The organism is Bacillus atrophaeus (genome assembly GCF_039519175.1).
Taxonomy (GTDB): domain Bacteria; phylum Bacillota; class Bacilli; order Bacillales; family Bacillaceae; genus Bacillus; species Bacillus atrophaeus.
Map to the genome: position 1 here is coordinate 128,465 of NZ_CP154443.1, position 16,887 is coordinate 145,351.

Annotated in this window: 14 protein-coding genes, 1 pseudogene and 1 other annotated feature; of the genes and pseudogenes, 3 read left to right on the top strand and 12 right to left on the bottom strand. The window is 42.2% G+C overall.

The window, feature by feature from the left end; translation table 11 throughout:
* Nucleotides 1-113: 113 nt before the first annotated feature.
* The 6 genes from bioB to AAHT65_RS00760 all read right to left on the bottom strand — a co-directional run bounded on the left by bioB (nt 114) and on the right by AAHT65_RS00760 (nt 6,542).
* On the bottom strand, nt 114-1,121 hold the full coding sequence (gene bioB / locus AAHT65_RS00735; protein WP_063637148.1) for a biotin synthase BioB: 1,008 nt from the start codon (nt 1,119-1,121) through the stop codon (nt 114-116).
* On the bottom strand, nt 1,118-1,819 hold the full coding sequence (gene bioD / locus AAHT65_RS00740) for a dethiobiotin synthase (RefSeq protein ID WP_277713764.1): 702 nt from the start codon (nt 1,817-1,819) through the stop codon (nt 1,118-1,120). Before bioD ends, bioB begins: the two co-directional genes overlap by 4 nt.
* Nucleotides 1,816-2,988 carry an 8-amino-7-oxononanoate synthase gene (gene bioF, locus AAHT65_RS00745; protein ID WP_106270704.1) on the bottom strand — a complete coding sequence of 391 codons (1,173 nt, stop codon included), beginning with the start codon at nt 2,986-2,988 and terminating at the stop codon, nt 1,816-1,818. The genes bioD and bioF overlap by 4 nt, the downstream gene beginning before the upstream one ends.
* On the bottom strand, nt 2,978-4,324 hold the full coding sequence (bioA, locus tag AAHT65_RS00750; protein ID WP_106270702.1) for an adenosylmethionine--8-amino-7-oxononanoate transaminase: 1,347 nt from the start codon (nt 4,322-4,324) through the stop codon (nt 2,978-2,980). Before bioA ends, bioF begins: the two co-directional genes overlap by 11 nt.
* Nucleotides 4,314-5,090 carry a 6-carboxyhexanoate--CoA ligase gene (gene bioW / locus AAHT65_RS00755; RefSeq protein WP_216413185.1) on the bottom strand — a complete coding sequence of 259 codons (777 nt, stop codon included), beginning with the start codon at nt 5,088-5,090 and terminating at the stop codon, nt 4,314-4,316. Before bioW ends, bioA begins: the two co-directional genes overlap by 11 nt.
* A 552-nt stretch (nt 5,091-5,642) precedes the next feature.
* Complete coding sequence (locus tag AAHT65_RS00760) at nt 5,643-6,542, bottom strand: dienelactone hydrolase family protein (RefSeq protein WP_088117789.1); 900 nt, start codon at nt 6,540-6,542, stop codon at nt 5,643-5,645.
* A gap of 177 nt (nt 6,543-6,719) precedes the next feature.
* Between AAHT65_RS00760 and AAHT65_RS00765 the strand changes: the two are divergent.
* Nucleotides 6,720-6,921 (top strand): annotated as a pseudogene (locus AAHT65_RS00765) (ABC transporter substrate-binding protein); the annotation flags it as partial.
* Nucleotides 6,922-7,064: 143 nt separating this feature from the next.
* Here AAHT65_RS00765 and AAHT65_RS00770 read toward each other — a convergent pair.
* From AAHT65_RS00770 to AAHT65_RS00780, 3 genes are all read right to left on the bottom strand, one after another.
* Complete coding sequence (locus AAHT65_RS00770; protein WP_003324983.1) at nt 7,065-7,376, bottom strand: rhodanese-like domain-containing protein; 312 nt, start codon at nt 7,374-7,376, stop codon at nt 7,065-7,067.
* A 133-nt stretch (nt 7,377-7,509) separates the two neighbouring features.
* Complete coding sequence (leuS, locus tag AAHT65_RS00775) at nt 7,510-9,924, bottom strand: leucine--tRNA ligase (RefSeq protein ID WP_343310834.1); 2,415 nt, start codon at nt 9,922-9,924, stop codon at nt 7,510-7,512.
* A gap of 108 nt (nt 9,925-10,032) precedes the next feature.
* Nucleotides 10,033-10,246 (bottom strand) — a binding site (T-box leader).
* A 102-nt stretch (nt 10,247-10,348) separates the two neighbouring features.
* The gene (locus AAHT65_RS00780) at nt 10,349-10,678 is read right to left on the bottom strand and encodes a DUF4257 domain-containing protein (protein ID WP_010789560.1); all 330 of its coding nucleotides are present in this window, start codon (nt 10,676-10,678) and stop codon (nt 10,349-10,351) included.
* Nucleotides 10,679-11,101: 423 nt separating this feature from the next.
* Here AAHT65_RS00780 and AAHT65_RS00785 point away from each other — a divergent pair, with 423 nt between their 5' ends.
* Entirely contained in the window at nt 11,102-11,893 is a 792-nt protein-coding gene (locus AAHT65_RS00785) for a blue-light photoreceptor (RefSeq protein ID WP_003324980.1), read from the top strand.
* A gap of 31 nt (nt 11,894-11,924) precedes the next feature.
* Here AAHT65_RS00785 and AAHT65_RS00790 read toward each other — a convergent pair whose 3' ends face one another.
* Nucleotides 11,925-13,118, bottom strand: coding sequence for an MDR family MFS transporter (locus AAHT65_RS00790; RefSeq protein ID WP_151290300.1), 1,194 nt, complete (start codon nt 13,116-13,118; stop codon nt 11,925-11,927).
* 200 nt (nt 13,119-13,318) lie between these two features.
* Here AAHT65_RS00790 and AAHT65_RS00795 point away from each other — a divergent pair, with 200 nt between their 5' ends.
* Nucleotides 13,319-14,062 (top strand): hypothetical protein, encoded by a 744-nt coding sequence (locus AAHT65_RS00795; RefSeq protein WP_343310835.1) that lies wholly within the window; start codon nt 13,319-13,321, stop codon nt 14,060-14,062.
* 34 nt (nt 14,063-14,096) lie between these two features.
* Here the strand turns inward: AAHT65_RS00795 and AAHT65_RS00800 are convergent, their stop codons facing one another.
* Together AAHT65_RS00800 and AAHT65_RS00805 are read right to left on the bottom strand one after the other, a co-directional pair.
* The gene (locus AAHT65_RS00800; RefSeq protein ID WP_343310836.1) at nt 14,097-16,037 is read right to left on the bottom strand and encodes an ABC transporter permease; all 1,941 of its coding nucleotides are present in this window, start codon (nt 16,035-16,037) and stop codon (nt 14,097-14,099) included.
* A complete protein-coding gene (locus AAHT65_RS00805) occupies nt 16,027-16,788 on the bottom strand; it encodes an ABC transporter ATP-binding protein (protein WP_277713769.1) in 762 nt (253 codons plus the stop codon). The genes AAHT65_RS00800 and AAHT65_RS00805 overlap by 11 nt, the downstream gene beginning before the upstream one ends.
* Between the last annotated feature and the right edge of the window lie 99 nt (nt 16,789-16,887).

The window sequence follows — 16,887 nt, forward strand, 5'->3', positions numbered from 1 at the left end:
ACAAAGAGGCGATTATGCTATAGAAAGAACACATTATGAATATTTTTCAATAGGGAGACAGTGAATACTTTGAAATGAAAAGCAATCGCTGTCTCACCGGTTGATTTTATTTTTTAACTCTTCGCTTCCAGGCTGGCTTTCATTTCTTGTACCGACTCTACTTCAAATCCTAAATCAAGCAGCATTTTATGATCTTCCGTTTCTTCTTGCCCAGCCGTTGTTAGATAATCTCCGACGAAGATGGAATTGGCTGCATATAACCCTAATGGCTGTAATGAACGCAGGTTGACTTCCCGTCCTCCTGAAATGCGGATTTCCTTTGACGGATTGATAAAACGGAATAGAGCGAGTACTTTTAAACAATACAGCGGGTTTAATTCATTTACGCCTTCTAAGGGTGTGCCGTCAATCGCATGCAAGAAATTGACCGGTATTGAATCCGCGTCAAGAGCTTTCAAGCTTTGTGCAATATCGATAACATCCTGTTTCGTCTCCTTCATCCCGATAATGACACCTGAGCAAGGAGACATACCAGATTCTTTTGCTATTTCCACTGTATTAACCCTGTCATCGTACGTATGTGAAGTGGTAATGTTGGCATGGTTGCTCTGTGATGTATTCAAATTATGATTATAGCGGTCTACTCCCGCTTCTTTGAGACGTTGCGCCTGCTCCGGTTTTAACAGCCCGAGACATGCACAAACTTTCAATCCGTACGTACCTTTAATTTCCTGCACCGCTTCAACAACCTGATCAACTTCTCTATTAGACGGCCCCCTGCCGCTGGCAACAATACAATATGTTCCTATATTTAAATCATGTGCACGCTTTGCGCCCTCTAGAAGGGTATCTTTCTTTACCATCCGATAAGCATCAATCGGCGCTTTCGAAATGGAAGACTGAGAACAATATCCGCAATTTTCCGGGCATAGTCCGGACTTCGCATTCATAATCATATTAAGCTTTACTTTTTTTCCGTAAAATCGTTTTCTAATTTGAAAAGCAGCATGCATCAGCAGCAGAATTTCCTCATCTGGGCATTCTAAGATTGAAAGAGCCTCTTCGTTTGTTACTTCCGCTCCATCTAACACTCGGTCTGCAAGTTCCATCCATTGATTCATCTTCCTGCCCCCATTCGATTAATAAGTAAGGACACATCTATATGGTCCGTCACCATTTTTTGAACGCTTTCTTTTGTTATGTCTTCAAGCTTTGGCGTTACCCCTAAAACCGGCACACCGCACAAGTCCTCAATTATGTCCGGATTGGTCTTTTCATCAAGGTCAGGAGAATGACTTATTCCATTTATTACGATACCGGCGATTGATAGGCCCATGCTTTTTGCATATTGAACGGTTAAAAATGTGTGATTAATCGTTCCAAGATTAGGCCGTGCTACAATAATAATCGGGAGCTTTAAAGCTTTTATTACATGACTGACTAAAAAATCCTCTCCCAATGGCACCGAAATACCGCCGGCACCTTCTACGATAAAACAATCATGTTTTTCTCTCATTCTCTCCCAGTGGCTCAAGACCTCTTCCATTTTAATAGCCTTTCCTTCCAGCTTCCCTGCAACGTATGGAGCAAGCGGCTCTTTGAATTCGAAAGGCGTAATCTCTTCATGGGAGAGAAACGTTTGAGACATTTGCTTTAATAAAGCTGTATCGCTTTCTGGATGGTAACGTGAAATACCGCTTAAGAAAGGCTTAAATACCCCGACATCCATCTTTCTCTCTTTAAATAAAGCTGCAAGGCCGCAAGATACAATAGTTTTTCCAACTCCTGTATCTGTGCCTGTTACAAAGAAACCCTTCATATCAACATATTCAACTCCTTTCCAATTACATAAAATGACTCTAACAATTTATCTATTTCTCTTACACTGTGGTCAGCGGTGACCGTTAACCTGATACGGCTTTCTCCTATTGCAACGGTTGGGGGACGAATAGCCGGTGCATAAATTCCTTTTTCCTGCAGCCGTTTCGCAAATATTACTGCTTTTCGGGCATCCCCAATGACCACAGGAATAATCGGTGTAAGATCCCCTTTTACAACGAAACCCATTTCTACTAGAGCGGTTTTTATCTTTTTTATATACGAAAGCAAAAGTTGGCGTTTTTCGTTACTTCTTTCAATTATCTTCAAAGCCTCATAAGCAGCAGCACAGCTTGCCGGCGGAATAGCCGTTTGAAAGATATACGTTCTGGCATGATTCAGCAGAAAGTCGATGAGTATCGCCGAACCGGCAGCAAAACCTCCTTCCGTACCACCAGCTTTGCTCAGGGTGCCAATCACAACATCAGGACAGACACCGAAGTGTTCACTTGTCCCCCTTCCGTTTTCCCCTAAAACACCTGTTGCGTGGGCATCGTCGACGATAACGAAGGCATTGTAGCGCTTAGCAAGTAAGGTGATCTGATCAAGAGGAACAATCGTACCGTCCATACTAAACACTCCGTCTGTTACGATAAAACGGCGCTGATAACGCTGTGTTTCTTTCAGCTTTCCTTCAAGGTCAACCATATCAATATGGCGATAAATGGCCGTATCCGCTTTTGACAGGCGGCAGCCGTCAATAATACTTGCATGATTTAATTGATCGCTTAAAATGATGTCTCCTTTTTCAGGTAAGGATGAAAGTACACCGACATTGGCTAAGTAGCCGCTAGAAAACAGTAACGCTGCTTCCGTCCGCTTAAAGCCAGCAATTTTTTTTTCGAGTTTTTCATGCCAGATCGAATTGCCTGTTGTTAAACGCGAACCGCTGCTTCCTGTTCCAAAATGATGAAGTGCCGTTTCTGCTGCTGAGATCAATCGTTTATCATTCGCCAAGCCTAAATAATTATTTGATGAACAGACGATTTGTTTCTTGCCGTCAATATTCATCTCAGGCTGGGGAGCAGAATTCATTGTTCGTACTCTTCGATACAGCCCGGCTTCCTTCGTCCTGTCTAACCGCTCGCTTAACCATTCATCAAAATTCAAAGCTGGTTACCTCTTCAATGGCTTCTTTCATAATTGATACCATTTCTTCAAGCTCTTTTGTTGTGCTGGCGAGAGGAGGCAGAAATGCAATCACATCTCCCAGCGGCCGCGTCAGCATGCCAAGCTCTCTCATTTTTAAAGAAACTTTGTACCCGATCCGCTGTTCAGCAGGATAAGATAATTTTGTTTCCTTTGACTGCACAAGCTCTGCGCCGCACATAAAACCGAGCTGCCTGATATCGCCCACGTGAGGAAGCGATTTCAGATCCTGAAGAAGCAAGTGAAGTCGCTCGGTTTTTCGCGCCACCTGTTCAACGATTTCTTCAGATTCAAACAAACGTAAATTTTCAATCGCAACCGCACAGCCAAGCTGGTTTCCTGTATATGAATGGCCATGGAAAAAGGTTTTTAAGTTTTCATAATCATCATAGAATGCCTTGTAGATGTCCTCTGTGGCAAAAGTGACGGCAATCGGTAAATATCCTCCTGTAATTCCTTTTCCTGCTGCCATTAAGTCAGGCTGCACATTTTCATGTTCACAGGCAAACATTTTCCCCGTACGCCCAAAGCCTGTCGCAACTTCATCAACAATCAATAAAACATCATAATTTGTACAAAGCTTACGTACACCTGCCAAAAAACCTGCCGGCATCACGATCATACCGGACGCTCCTTGAACCATCGATTCAATAGAAAGCGCTGCTATTTCGCCGTGGTTTTCAATAAGCAGCCGTTCAAGTTCATGCAGGCACTCATCGCGGCACTGTACAGGATCACCGCTTTCAGAGCGGTATACATAAGGGATCGGCGCTTTAAAACTTTCAAACATTAACGGGCCGTATACATGATGGAAAAGCTCGATCGAGCCTACACTGACGGCGCCAATCGTATCGCCATGATAGCCGTTTTTCATCGAGATAAATTTTTGTTTCTCAGGCTTCCCAATGTTCTTCCAATATTGAAACGCCATTTTAAGAGCGATTTCCATTGCTTCAGCGCCGCTATCTGAATAAAAAACACGCGTCAGCTTTTCAGGGCTTATTTCGATTAATTTTTCGGCAAGCTCTGTCGCTGGAACATTTGTCATGCCTAACAATGTGGAGTGCGCGATTTTTCCCAGCTGTTTTTTTATCGCATCGTCTAATTCCTTTTTACGATGCCCGTGTACATTTAGCCAAACAGAAGAAAAGCCGTCATAGTATTCCTTGCCGTTTATGTCTTTTACTTTTATTCCATTTCCGCTTTCAATGATCAAAGGATTTTCATCATAGTCTTTCATTTGAGTGAAAGGCAGCCAAAGGTTCTTTTTGCTTTTTTCAATCAACTCATGCATCATTTTCTTCCTCCCATTGAATGAAAACAGGCTGTTTTTCCAGGTAGTCTATGTAAGTCTCCAAATCTCTTAAGCCATCAACAAAAAAGATTCGGCAGCCGCCTTCGTTTCCGTATTCCTTCAACTTCGTAATACGCTGATAGCCCAGTTCTTTACTCGCAACGTAGCCTGTTATGTAATCAGGGTCATCTGACCAGCATAATTCTGCGATAGTAGCCGGATGTTTACTTACCTTCGTTGCAAGCACAAGCGCTTCTTTTATTCTTGAATTTCGAGGCATTTGATAACACTTGGTCCATTTTTCAAAGTTAGTGTCCGGCCAATCCATCCTGGAAACCCGTACGCCTCTTTCCTTTCTCTGATCAATTCGTTTGCCAGAATGAATATCAAACAGTATAGCTCCCCTCAATCCGGAACATTCAGGAATTTGTTCATACGCTAAATCAATCATCTTTTTTTGAATGCCTGCTTTTTCTAAAAGTTTTCTTGCTAGCACTTGTCCCTTTTCTGCTGATTCAACTTCATGTGTTTCAATGTGTAACGGATTAACCAACTGTATAGGTTCGTCAATACATTCGAACTGAATTTTCATAAAATCCGGTTTTCCTCTTGAATGATATATGCCTTTTTCTAATAAGGCATTCACTGTATGTATCATATTTTCATAGGTTGTAAGCCGTTCTCCGCCAGATAAATGCTTTCCGCCGACTTCATGAGAACCATTCTTGGAAGCTCTCATTCTGACGCTATAAAATTTTTCTTCCCGCATGTCTTCCTCCTTGTTTTCAGTTGATAACAGAATGACAGCAAGTTTAAAAACGTGTTTTTTAAACAATTGTAAACCATTTTTATAAAAAGGTTAACATTAATGATATTAGTATTCCTTACGTATTCTGTCAATGTGTAAATGAAATGAAATGAAAATGTGATTAAAAATAAAATGCTGGAGGTAAAAGAAAGAAGTCGGTCGTATAGGGAACTGAAGAACATGCTTGATGTTAATGGTGAAAGTATTGAACAAATGCTGCTGTGTGGTATTTTTCTGAATTCTGGATCTTTTATCGCTTTATTACAAGCGACGTACTGCCATTACGTATGGCTGTCATGATTTAATGATTAAGTATTCAATAAACACGTCATCCTTACATCCGTATAAACCATAATCATCACTTGTAGTTTTGAATATCGGTCGTTCCAATACAAAAAAATAATCGGCAGAGCGTCAGTCTTGCGATTAGTCTTGAGCAGGCACGTTCATTTTAGCGCCTGCCATGATTCATTGAACATGCAGCCTTCCCTATCAGCTTGCCCATTTTGCGCGCTACAGCCATTTTTCTAAAAAACGTAAAGCCTCATGCCTCATTAGAGCCGTTTCAAAATGCCCGGAAGCTGAACGGACCATCCGGTATCGGTCTGATGCCCCCTGTTCTTGATACAAAGCCGTTAAAGCCGTTTCGATTTTATTCATCCCCTTAACAGGCGTCAAGCGGTCGTGCTCTCCTACAAGGCTTAAATGCGGACGCGGAGCGATCATGCTTTGAATATCTGACGCGGAAAAGTGCTTCGCGAGGGAAGGAACATAATAGTAAATGCCGTGGCGGTCGAGGTCCTGCGTTTCAATCAGCGTTTCATGATCAACCTGGCTGCATATATCCACACAGACCTTAATCCGGTCATCAAGCGCCGCCGTCCACCACGCCATTAATCCGCCCATAGACATTCCGATCGTCCCGATTCTGTCAGGCAAAATATCAGAACGGGTCTGTAAATAATCAATCGCTCTCATGCTGTCATATATCATCATGCCCCACATCACCCTGCCGGTCAGGAGCATTTCTTTAAAAATGCCGCTCTCTGTTTTCCCCCTCCTGTCTCCAAACCCCCAATGGTCAAGCGCAAGTACGGCATATCCCCGTGATGTGAATTCTCCGGAAAATGAAGGCGCTATCAAATATTCCGCACCTTCCGTTAACTCTCTCTTCCCCCTCTCGTAACACCCTCCATGTGAATGCTGAAACAATACAGCAGGCATTTTGTCTGTTCTGTTTTTTGGTTTTACAAAATAGGCGGGTACTTTTTCAATCCCATTCAAATCAAGAAGCAGCGTTTCGAGAATATCATTCTCTCTTTCTTCTGCTGTTAATGTACTGATACTCATTTTCCGCTTTTCAGGCAGATCGCCAAGCAATTGCAAAAGCTGCTCTCTTTTTATATCTTTCATCGTCTCACCCTTTCTTTACCTTCACAATACGAGGCAAATTAGGTTTTTCCTTTATTTTCATATACCGAGAAATCAAACTTCACTAAAAACGACTGAAAAATATCTAAATATATCCTTCGAAAGCGTTCACTTCCATTTTTTATCAGAAGAGAGGTCCCATAATGGTTCGTAAAAAATATTGCCTCCAAGGCCAACGTTTCCAGCGGGGAAAAATCATTACCCATTTATTCCACAATGTCTACAGACAGTGAAATAGAAACGTTCAGAAAACTGGCCGCCGAGTTTGTACAATAATTTGACAGCATCCGCGTGAAAGTTCATTTCCCAGGGAATGACTATGAAAATATGATCCGCGGTGAGAATGGCCGCCAATGATCTGTAAATAGCATTACACCTTCAACACCATTCTCACTGTTTTAAGGTATGTCCCTCAAAGTCTTCATCAAATTCCATAAAAAAAAGATGAAAAAGAACATGAAGGAACAATGCTCTTTTTCACCTTTTATACTTTATATCCAACCACTAGTTTTTCGGCTTTGTTTCGCCTTCCCAGTCGAGCATGCCGCCTTCAACATTCACTGTTTTATAGCCTTGCTCCTGTAAATACATACAGACGTTCATGCTCCGCTTTCCGGAACGGCAGATAAAGACATACTCCTTTTCTTTATCAAAAGCATCCATTTTTTCAGGAATGTCACCCATGCGGATATGGACCGCTTCAGGAATCATGCCTTCCGCTACTTCTTCATCTTCTCTCACATCAATGAGATAAAGCTCTTCATCAGCTTCTAATTTTTCTTGAAGTGCAACTGTGCTTATTTCTTTTATAGTCAATGAAAAACACTCCTTATTGTCTTGATGCCTCTAAGTATAGCAAACGCAGTCCGGCTATAGCTATTCCACAGCTTGAATTCCCCTATAAAAAATCCCCTTCCGGTAATGTGTGGAAGGGGATCTCATCTGTTTCTTAGTTAGCGACAATATTCACTAATTTTCCTGGTACTGCAATCACTTTACGGATCGTTTTTCCTTCAAGCTGCTCTTTGACCTTTTCGTCGTCTTTTGCAAGCTGCTCCAATTGATCCTTCGTTGCATCAGCCGGAACCTGTAACTTCGCTTTGACTTTACCGTTCAGCTGTACCACGATTTCGATTTCATCGTCGATTAATTTCGATTCATCATATACAGGCCAAGATTCATATGCAATGGAACCTGTGTGTCCGAGTCTTGTCCATAATTCTTCAGCAAGGTGAGGCGCAACCGGGGAAAGAAGCTTCACAAAGCCTTCCACGTATTCTTTAGGAAGCTCTGACGCTTTATAGGCCTCATTGATAAAGACCATGAGCTGTGAAATTCCCGTGTTGAAGCGTAAGCCTTCATAATGGTCAGTCACCTTCATCACCGTTTCATGATACACACGCTCCAGTGTCTCGCCGGCACCTTCTGTTATTTTACTGTTGAGCTCTCCGCTGTCTTCAATAAACAAACGCCATACACGGTCCAGGAAGCGGCGTGCACCGTCCAGCCCGGACTCTGACCAGGCAATTGAAGCGTCAAGCGGTCCCATAAACATTTCATACAATCTGAGTGTATCAGCGCCATGGGAGGAGACAATTTCATCCGGATTGACGACATTGCCTTTTGATTTGCTCATTTTCTCATTGTTTTCCCCAAGAATCATCCCTTGGTTATAAAGCTGCTGGAACGGTTCTTTCGTCGGTACAACGCCGATGTCATAAAGGAATTTATGCCAGAAGCGCGCATAAAGAAGATGCAGCACCGCATGCTCCGCTCCGCCGATATACATATCAACCGGAAGCCACTTATCCAATTTTTCAGGAGAAGCGAGCTGATCCGGATTGTGCGGGTCAATATAGCGAAGGAAATACCAGCAGCTTCCAGCCCATTGCGGCATGGTGTTGGTTTCTCTTCTGCCTTTTTTCCCTGTTTCAGGGTCCGTCACTTCAACCCAGTCCTGAATATTGGCAAGCGGCGATTCTCCGGTTCCGCTCGGCTTGATTTCACTTGTTTTTGGCAGAATCAGCGGCAGCTCCTCTTCCGGCACTGCTGTTGATGTTCCGTCTTCCCAATGAATGATCGGAATCGGCTCGCCCCAATAGCGCTGGCGGCTGAAGAGCCAGTCGCGCAAACGGTATGTGACCTTTTTCTCGCCGTGTTTCGTTTCTTCCAGCCAAGCAATCATTTTTTCAATCGCTTCCTGCTTGCCGAGGCCATTAAGGAAATCAGAATTGACATGCTCTCCGTCTCCGGTGTATGCCTCTTCTTCTACATTACCGCCTTTGACCACTTCTTTAACAGGAAGGCCGAATACTTTGGCGAATTCAAAATCGCGCTCATCATGTCCAGGCACAGCCATCACAGCGCCCGTTCCGTATGATGCAAGCACATAATCTGCGATCCAGATCGGCATTTTTTCCCCGTTCACAGGGTTAATGGCGTAAGCTCCGGTGAAGACGCCTGTTTTTGTTTTTGCAAGATCTGTACGTTCAAGATCGCTCTTCGATTGAACTTCTTTGATATAAGCTTCTACAGCTTCTTTCTGTTCAGTAGTAGTGATTTTTTCTACCAAAGCGTGTTCCGGAGCAAGAACAGTGTATGTAGCGCCAAACAGCGTATCAGGTCTTGTCGTAAACACAGTAAAGGATTCATGATGCCCTTCAATATCAAAATGAACGTGTGCGCCTTCAGAACGTCCGATCCAGTTGCGCTGCATGTCTTTAATGCTTTCCGGCCAGTCAAGCTCTTCCAGATCATCGAGAAGCCTGTCCGCATAAGCAGTAATTTTCAGCATCCATTGCCTCATCGGCCGTCTTTCTACAGGATGGCCCCCGCGTTCGCTTTTTCCGTCAATAATTTCTTCATTTGCAAGCACCGTTCCGAGTGCAGGACACCAGTTCACAGGCACCTCATCAACGTACGCCAGCCCTTTTTCATAAAGCTTTAAGAAGATCCACTGCGTCCATTTATAATAACCGGGATCAGTCGTATTGATTTCACGGTCCCAATCATAAGAAAAGCCGAGCGCCTGAATTTGGCGGCGGAAGTTATCTATGTTCTGCTTTGTGAAGATAGCGGGATCGTTCCCCGTATCGAGCGCGTATTGCTCCGCAGGCAGTCCGAACGCGTCCCAGCCCATCGGGTGAAGAACATCGTACCCCTGCATCCGTTTCATACGGGACAGAATATCCGTCGCAGTATAGCCTTCAGGATGGCCGACATGCAAACCGGCTCCGGATGGATAAGGAAACATGTCCAGCGCGTAGAACTTTGGTTTTTCATTATCTTCAAGAGTGGCAAAGGTTTTATTCTCTAGCCAATAGTTCTGCCACTTCTTTTCAATTTCTTTATGCTGAAAACTCAACTTAAAAACCTCCTCCTTATTGAATACGGCGTTTATATACAAGTATTGACGGGAACAGAAGAACTATATTCAGATTATTCTAAAACTAAAAAAAACTCCCTCATCCCAAAAAGGGACGAGAGACTTTCGTTTTCCCGCGGTACCACCCTCGTTAGCGCGGCTGATGCCGCACTCACTTGATACTTATAACGCAGTTATGCGTCAGCGGCTTTCACCGCTGCAACTCTGAGGTGAGTTCAGAAACAGATTCGATTGACTTTCACCAGCCGTCAATTCTCTATAACAAAATCTGCTTCTTACTGCTCCTCTTCACTGTTCTTATCGCAACCGTAATCTTATCTGTATTTTATAGAATTATGTTCATAAGTGCAAGCAGGTTTGTATACAATGGGAATGTACCCTGAACGGGCGCAGTAGAGGACAATTATTCGGGTGGAGGTTCATTTTGACGTTTGGAGCCGGTCGATGCACTATTTTGTTCTCTGACAAAGTCAAAGCTTCTTAGAACAGCTTCACCGCCGTAGCCTGAAATTATGGATAGGATGACGAGTTGGATTCCTGAATCGGGGTTAGCGGATAAGACAAGTAAGATGGAAGCAGCCATGCCGATAAACCAATCTTCCAAAAAACCGAGGTAAATGAACCGCTTTGTCATTCTGGGTTTCTCCAGCCTGCCTCTTTTTTTTACATGACCGAGAATCCCCATTATTCCTCCAATCACACAAGCAATTAAAACCTGATGCAGCATCTTCATCATCACCTTCCTAAAGCCCTTATTTAGTAAAGCGACTTCAGGCCATCCAGCCCCCTTAAACTTTTCCGATGATTTTCGATATCTACATACTGGCGAATCTGCAAGAAAGTAAAAAAGCTTGTTTCTTCCATTATATGTGAACACATGATCGGTAAGCTTGATGCATTAGATTCATTTTTTTCCAGTGACAATGACCTAGTTATTTATTTAGCACTTATTTTAATCCCGCTCAAGTGTTCAAATTGGTTTCTTATCTTTAGTTTATACGAGGACAAGCCTGAATGACAAACGCTGAATGCGGCTGCTTGAACAAGAACATATGTTATGCTACGGTTACTGTAGGGTTTATAAATGAAGGGGACTTGATGTTACGGAACAATGTGGCTTTAGGCAATGATACCGACAGCCGAAAAGGGGGTTTATATGGCTAGCTCAAATATCTTTGGAATGCAGGAGCAGCTTGAATTAATTAAAAAAGCGCTTGATCATGCGCGCGTTGGTGTGGTGATGACAGACCCCGCCCTCGAGGACAATCCCATTGTGTATGTCAACAACGGATTCGTTCAATTGACCGGATACTCGCCGGATGAGATCTTAGGGAAGAACTGTCGTTTTTTACAAGGAAATCAGACAGACGCTCAAGAAGTGGCCAAGATCAGAACCGGTTTAACAAACAAACAGCCGATCACCGTTCAATTACAAAATTATAAAAAAGACGGAACGATGTTTTGGAACGAGCTGAATATTGATCCAATATACATTGAACAAGAAGATAAAACATATTTTGTCGGATTTCAAAAAGACATCACTCAGCAAAAAGAGTATGAAAAACTGCTCGAAGATTCACTCGCAGAGATCAGTACACTGTCAACTCCCGTCGTCCCGATACGAAACGGCATTTCAGCACTGCCGCTTATCGGCAATTTGACAGAAGAGCGCTTTGAATCCATTGTTTGTACGCTGACTAACATATTAGCAACATCAAAAGATGATTATTTAATTATCGATTTGTCAGGTTTAGTGGGTGTAAATGAACAAACCGCTGACCAAATCTTCAAACTGCATCATTTGCTCAAATTGACAGGCACAGAGCTTATTATTACAGGCATCAAACCGGCACTTGCCATGAGGATGAACCAATTGGATGCAAACTTTTCTTCTTTGAAGACATACTTAAATGTAAAAGACGCCGTCAACGTGCTTCCGGTTATGTAAAAAGATCCCGCCAATAGAGCGGGATCTTTTTTTAGGAAGAGATTGTCCTTGTTTGATTGCCGTCATCAGATGATGGTAATCGCCTGTCATAAATCACTGTTGTGACGATACTTGCGAGAAGCAGAACCATCAGCGCTATAACCAGGACATGAATGCCATACTTATCAACAAGCACTCCGCCAAACAAAGGTCCGATCATTCTCCCTCCGGTTGCCGCGCTGTTGACAAACCCCTGATAAAATCCTTCTTTGCCTTTAGGCGCAAGCTTATTGGCAATGGTCGGCACCGCAGGCCAGACCAGCATTTCCCCGATGGTCAGGATAATCATTGCCGCAAGAAACATGTGAAATTGTTTCGCTGCAAGCAAAATACCATACGACATGATAAATATCACAAAGCCGATCACCATTTGGGCTTTGAGTGATTCAGCCCATTTTTTCACCAAGAAACCGACCAGCGGCTGTCCAAGCACAATTAATATTCCATTAACAGTCCAAAGCACACTGTATAATGAAAGAGACATTCCTATACTTTGCGTGTGCGAAGCGATTGTGGTGGACCACTGTGAATAAGCGACCCAGCCCAGCACATACCCGCTGCTTAGTATCATAAGCGCCGTAAATGAGGCTCTGCTGCTCACAGGCTCAAAATCAAGAATAGACGTTTGTGCCGTTTGCTTCGACTGAATATTTCGAAATCCGAAATATACGATAAAGAAAAAAACAGCGTACAGCATGGCATTTGCCATAAACACATACGTAAATGAGAAAGCCGCAACCGCGCCTCCAAGCGCCGAACCAACGGCAACTCCGGCATTTTGCGCCACATATATGGCATTAAACGCCTTTCTTCCCCCTTCCGGCCAAATCGAACCGGCCATTGCATAGCTTGCCGGGAACACGACGCCGGAACCAAACCCAACGATCGTAAGAAGCCAAATATAATACGGCCACTGATGAAAAAAGATGAGACCCAATAGACTAACTAGCGTGATCACAATTCCAAGCATAATCGTTTTATAACCGCCGATTTTATCAAACAAGACGCCTCCGCATAAATTACCCACGACACTTGCGCCGGAATTCAGCATGAGAACAAGCCCCGCCACTGTTAACGATTTCCCCAAATGATTGTGAATATATATGGTATTAAGCGGCCAAAGAAAAGACGCTCCCGTTACGTTCATAAACATTCCAATTACTAAAATTTTCAAAGCACGCGGCATATTGATCCCCCTTTCTTTATAAAAAACACGTAAAAACACGGAGTGCGCATAACGTCCCCGTGTTGAATCCAGATATTACAGCCAACCCTTATTCTATCTGCCTCACACAATTTTTTCAACATATGAAAATAAAATAATGATATCCAATTTTTAAACAAAAATGTAAAATGAATAGTAATCATATAAAAAGGGGTTTCGTTATGGCAAATATGTTAGCTGTTTTCGGTTTTCTCGCACTGCTCGTATCACTAGGTTACGGTTTGTTCCATCTGGTCAGAATATTGTCTAAAAAGGAAAAAACATTTTCAAAGACATTTTTCTGGCCGCTTTTTATCGGAGGTCTGGCTCTGTTAATAGCCGGAGCTTCCTTTATGGAGCCGGATTCAAATACAGCCAAGGCCGATGATGAAAAGTATTCCGCTCTCCAAACCTCATACAAAAAACTTTCAAAAGAGCATGACACCTTAGAAAAGGAATACGAAACAATCCTAGCAAACGCTGAAAAAGACTTAAACGCCAGCACTGAAAAGCTGAAAAAAGAAAATAAAGAACTGAAAAAGAAACAAGAAACGCTGCAAGCGGAGAATAAAGAACTCAAAGAGAAACAAACCTCATTGAATGAGGACAAGGAAACACTGCGAACTGAAAATAAAAAATTGCAAACAGGGAAAGAAAAGCTGGAGCAGGAGTTAAAAGAGGCTAAAACGGCAACAGCCAGTTCAGAAGAACATTCTTCAAACACAGCCCCATCCTCAGGAAGCACAAATAAAAGCAGTTCAGAACCAACCGCCGAGACAAATAAAACGTGTGACATTAAAGGCAGCAAAAGCGGCATCTACCACACTCCAGACAGTACATACTACGATCGGACGACAGATCCTGCTGAAATGTTTTGCTCAGTTGAAGATGCTAAGGCAGCCGGGTACCGGGCGCCGAAAAGATAAACAAAAAGCTCCAGTTTTTCTGGAGCTTTTTGTTTTACAACGCCGATTTAATCACTTTCTTATAATATAGAACAGACAGGATGCCAAAAATAGAATACAGGGCGGTATATAACACCATCACCATAATCATTGGCGTCCACACCTCTGATCCGAATAAAAACCAGCCGGATTGAACTGCAAAATAACTGTGGAAGAGGCCGATCACCAATGGGATGCCAAAGTTATAGATCTGCTTCATGCGTATTCCCTTCAACAAGTCTCCCTGTGTGAAACCGAGTTTTCTTAAGATTGTATAATTCGGTTTTTCTTCTTCACTTTCATCCATTTGTTTAAAATAAAGGATACACCCCGATGTGATGAGGAACGTTAATCCTAAAAAACCAACGATAAACATGACAATACCAAAAAGAGACTTTTGCGCAATGCTTTCATCAAGCCTAGATAAATGCTGATCGTTTTTATTTACCTTTGCAAAAAGATCATTTGCCTTTTTCAACTGGTCTTCATTTTTCACATGAATTCCGATAGATACAGAAGACTCTTTCTGAAGGTTTGGGTCTTTATCGTTTTTTAAACGTTTAAATAATGCATCATCCACAATCGCAACGGGCAATCCCCCGGCGGTAAATTTATAGGATAAGAGAAACTCTTTTCTTAACCCTGAATAGGTTAATGATTCAGTCTCATGCTGACCGCTTACTTTGACGCTGCCGGAATCTTTTAAAGACATCAATTTTTGTAAGAGATCCGTATAACCGGAGAAAATGGTTTCATCCGATGACACGTCAACTCCGTCAATCTCTTTGTCACTAACCACAGCAAGCGGGGTTTTTTGCAGATTACCCTGTATATTTTCAGGATCTCCTTCCACAATGTTCTCGATGTTGAAATTCGCTTGCACAACATTGAGTTCTTTTTTGCTGTACGGAATGTCATTTTCGTTCAATGTCTGCTCAAACTGTTTTGCATCCTTTTGATTTGTCATGGCAAAATCTGCCGCCACATTTTGTTCAGCTGTTTTTTCCGCTGAATAATAGGAGATATAACATAAGGATAATAAACCGATCGCAAGTGCTGAAACAGTCGTAATAATCGTTAATAACAAAGCGCTCGATTTCATTCTGAACATAATTGATGAAAGGGATAATACTTCATAAATATTTAAGTAACCGCCCTTGCTTTTTCGGATGATGTTAGAGAGAAAGCTGACTGAACCTTTATAAAAGAGATATGTGCCGATTATGACAGTCCCAAGAATAAAGCTCATCGCGAAGAAAAGTTCATTCATTGTCTTGAATTTCCCGCTAAATAACTCGGAAGAAACATAGTATCCTGACAAGATAAACACGATGCCGAGCGCCCCGACAATCATTTGCAGAATCGATATTTTTTTCACTTTATCTTCAGTGGAAGAAGTGACTTTAAACAGTGATAAAATACTTTGCCTTTTAATAAACATATAATTCATGATCATAATCAAAAGGTAAATGCCGCAAAACACGATGATGGTTTGGATTAGCGCTTGTTGAGAAAAATGCAGTTTCGCTTCCGATTTGACGTCAACAATTTTAAACAAAATCATTAACACTAGTTTAGACATAGAAAATCCGGCAAAAACGCCGACGAATAGAGAACCGAAATATAACAGCACATTTTCCGCACTTAAAACACGAAAAATTTTATGCTTAGTCATTCCGATTAATTGAAATAGACCTATTTCTTTACTACGTCTTTTAATAAAAATGGTATTGGCATATAACATAAAAATAGAAACAACAACAACGAGTAAGATGGATGCGGTTTTTATTGCCGCCGCGCCTTTAATAGACGCTTTCACTTCGTTAATCGCAGGATCATATTGCAGCGTCACAAACGCGAAATAAAGCGCAACGCTAAAGATTAACGCAAAAACATAGAGGTAATAATTCCGGATATTTTTTTTCAGGTTTCGATAGATAAGCTGATTAATGTTCATGCTGAACCCCGCCTAACACACCTTGCGTTTTCATAATATCCTGGAAGAACGCCTGCCTGTCTTGACCGCCTTTATTGAGCTGTGTATAAATTTGTCCGTCCTTTATAAAAACGACTCTGCTGCAGTAGCTGGCGGCTACGGGATCATGGGTTACCATAATAATGGTGGCGTCGCGCTTTTGGTTTAATTGGCTCAGCTTGTTTAACAAATCAGAAGCGGATTTTGAATCAAGCGCACCGGTCGGTTCATCAGCGAAAATAATGCTTGGTTCATGTATAAATGCCCTTCCTGCGGATGTGCGCTGCTTTTGTCCGCCTGAAATTTCATTCGGGTACTTATTTCTCAAATCATAAATGCCTAACTCCTTGGCTACTTCCTCAAACTTTTGATTGGCTTCTTTTTTAGACATTTTCGTAATAGATAGAGGCAGAAGGATATTCTCTTTCACTGTCAGTGTGTCTAACAAATTATAATCTTGAAAGATAAAGCCTAAATGCTGTTTCCGAAATTCAGCGAGCTCTTTTTCCTTCATATTGGTCATTTCATTTCCGTTAATATGAATGCTCCCGTGACTCACTTTATCAATCGAGGAAAGAACGTTGAGCAATGTTGTTTTACCTGACCCCGACGCTCCCATAATACTGACGAATTCTCCCTTTTGAATGTGGATGTCAATGCCCTTTAGCACTTCTTGTTTATTTAGTTTATTTCCGTAGCTTTTTTGAAGTTTATTGGCTTCTAAAATCATCATGTCCCTAATCTCCTTTATGTTGGATAATCTTATTATAGAAAGGAATGCCGGGCTTTTCCTTCGATTAAGCGAACAAAAAAGAAAAGCATGTGACATTTT

Coding starts and splice junctions, on each gene's coding strand:
- bioB (WP_063637148.1), bottom strand. CDS start 1,121: ATGAATCAATGGATGGAACTTGCAGACCGAGTGTTAGATGGAGCGGAA.
- bioD (WP_277713764.1), bottom strand. CDS start 1,819: ATGAAGGGTTTCTTTGTAACAGGCACAGATACAGGAGTTGGAAAAACT.
- bioA (WP_106270702.1), bottom strand. CDS start 4,324: ATGATGCATGAGTTGATTGAAAAAAGCAAAAAGAACCTTTGGCTGCCT.
- bioW (WP_216413185.1), bottom strand. CDS start 5,090: ATGCGGGAAGAAAAATTTTATAGCGTCAGAATGAGAGCTTCCAAGAAT.
- AAHT65_RS00760 (WP_088117789.1), bottom strand. CDS start 6,542: ATGAAAGATATAAAAAGAGAGCAGCTTTTGCAATTGCTTGGCGATCTG.
- AAHT65_RS00780 (WP_010789560.1), bottom strand. CDS start 10,678: ATGAAGATGCTGCATCAGGTTTTAATTGCTTGTGTGATTGGAGGAATA.
- AAHT65_RS00785 (WP_003324980.1), top strand. CDS start 11,102: ATGGCTAGCTCAAATATCTTTGGAATGCAGGAGCAGCTTGAATTAATT.
- AAHT65_RS00790 (WP_151290300.1), bottom strand. CDS start 13,118: ATGCCGCGTGCTTTGAAAATTTTAGTAATTGGAATGTTTATGAACGTA.
- AAHT65_RS00795 (WP_343310835.1), top strand. CDS start 13,319: ATGGCAAATATGTTAGCTGTTTTCGGTTTTCTCGCACTGCTCGTATCA.
- AAHT65_RS00800 (WP_343310836.1), bottom strand. CDS start 16,037: ATGAACATTAATCAGCTTATCTATCGAAACCTGAAAAAAAATATCCGG.
- AAHT65_RS00805 (WP_277713769.1), bottom strand. CDS start 16,788: ATGATGATTTTAGAAGCCAATAAACTTCAAAAAAGCTACGGAAATAAA.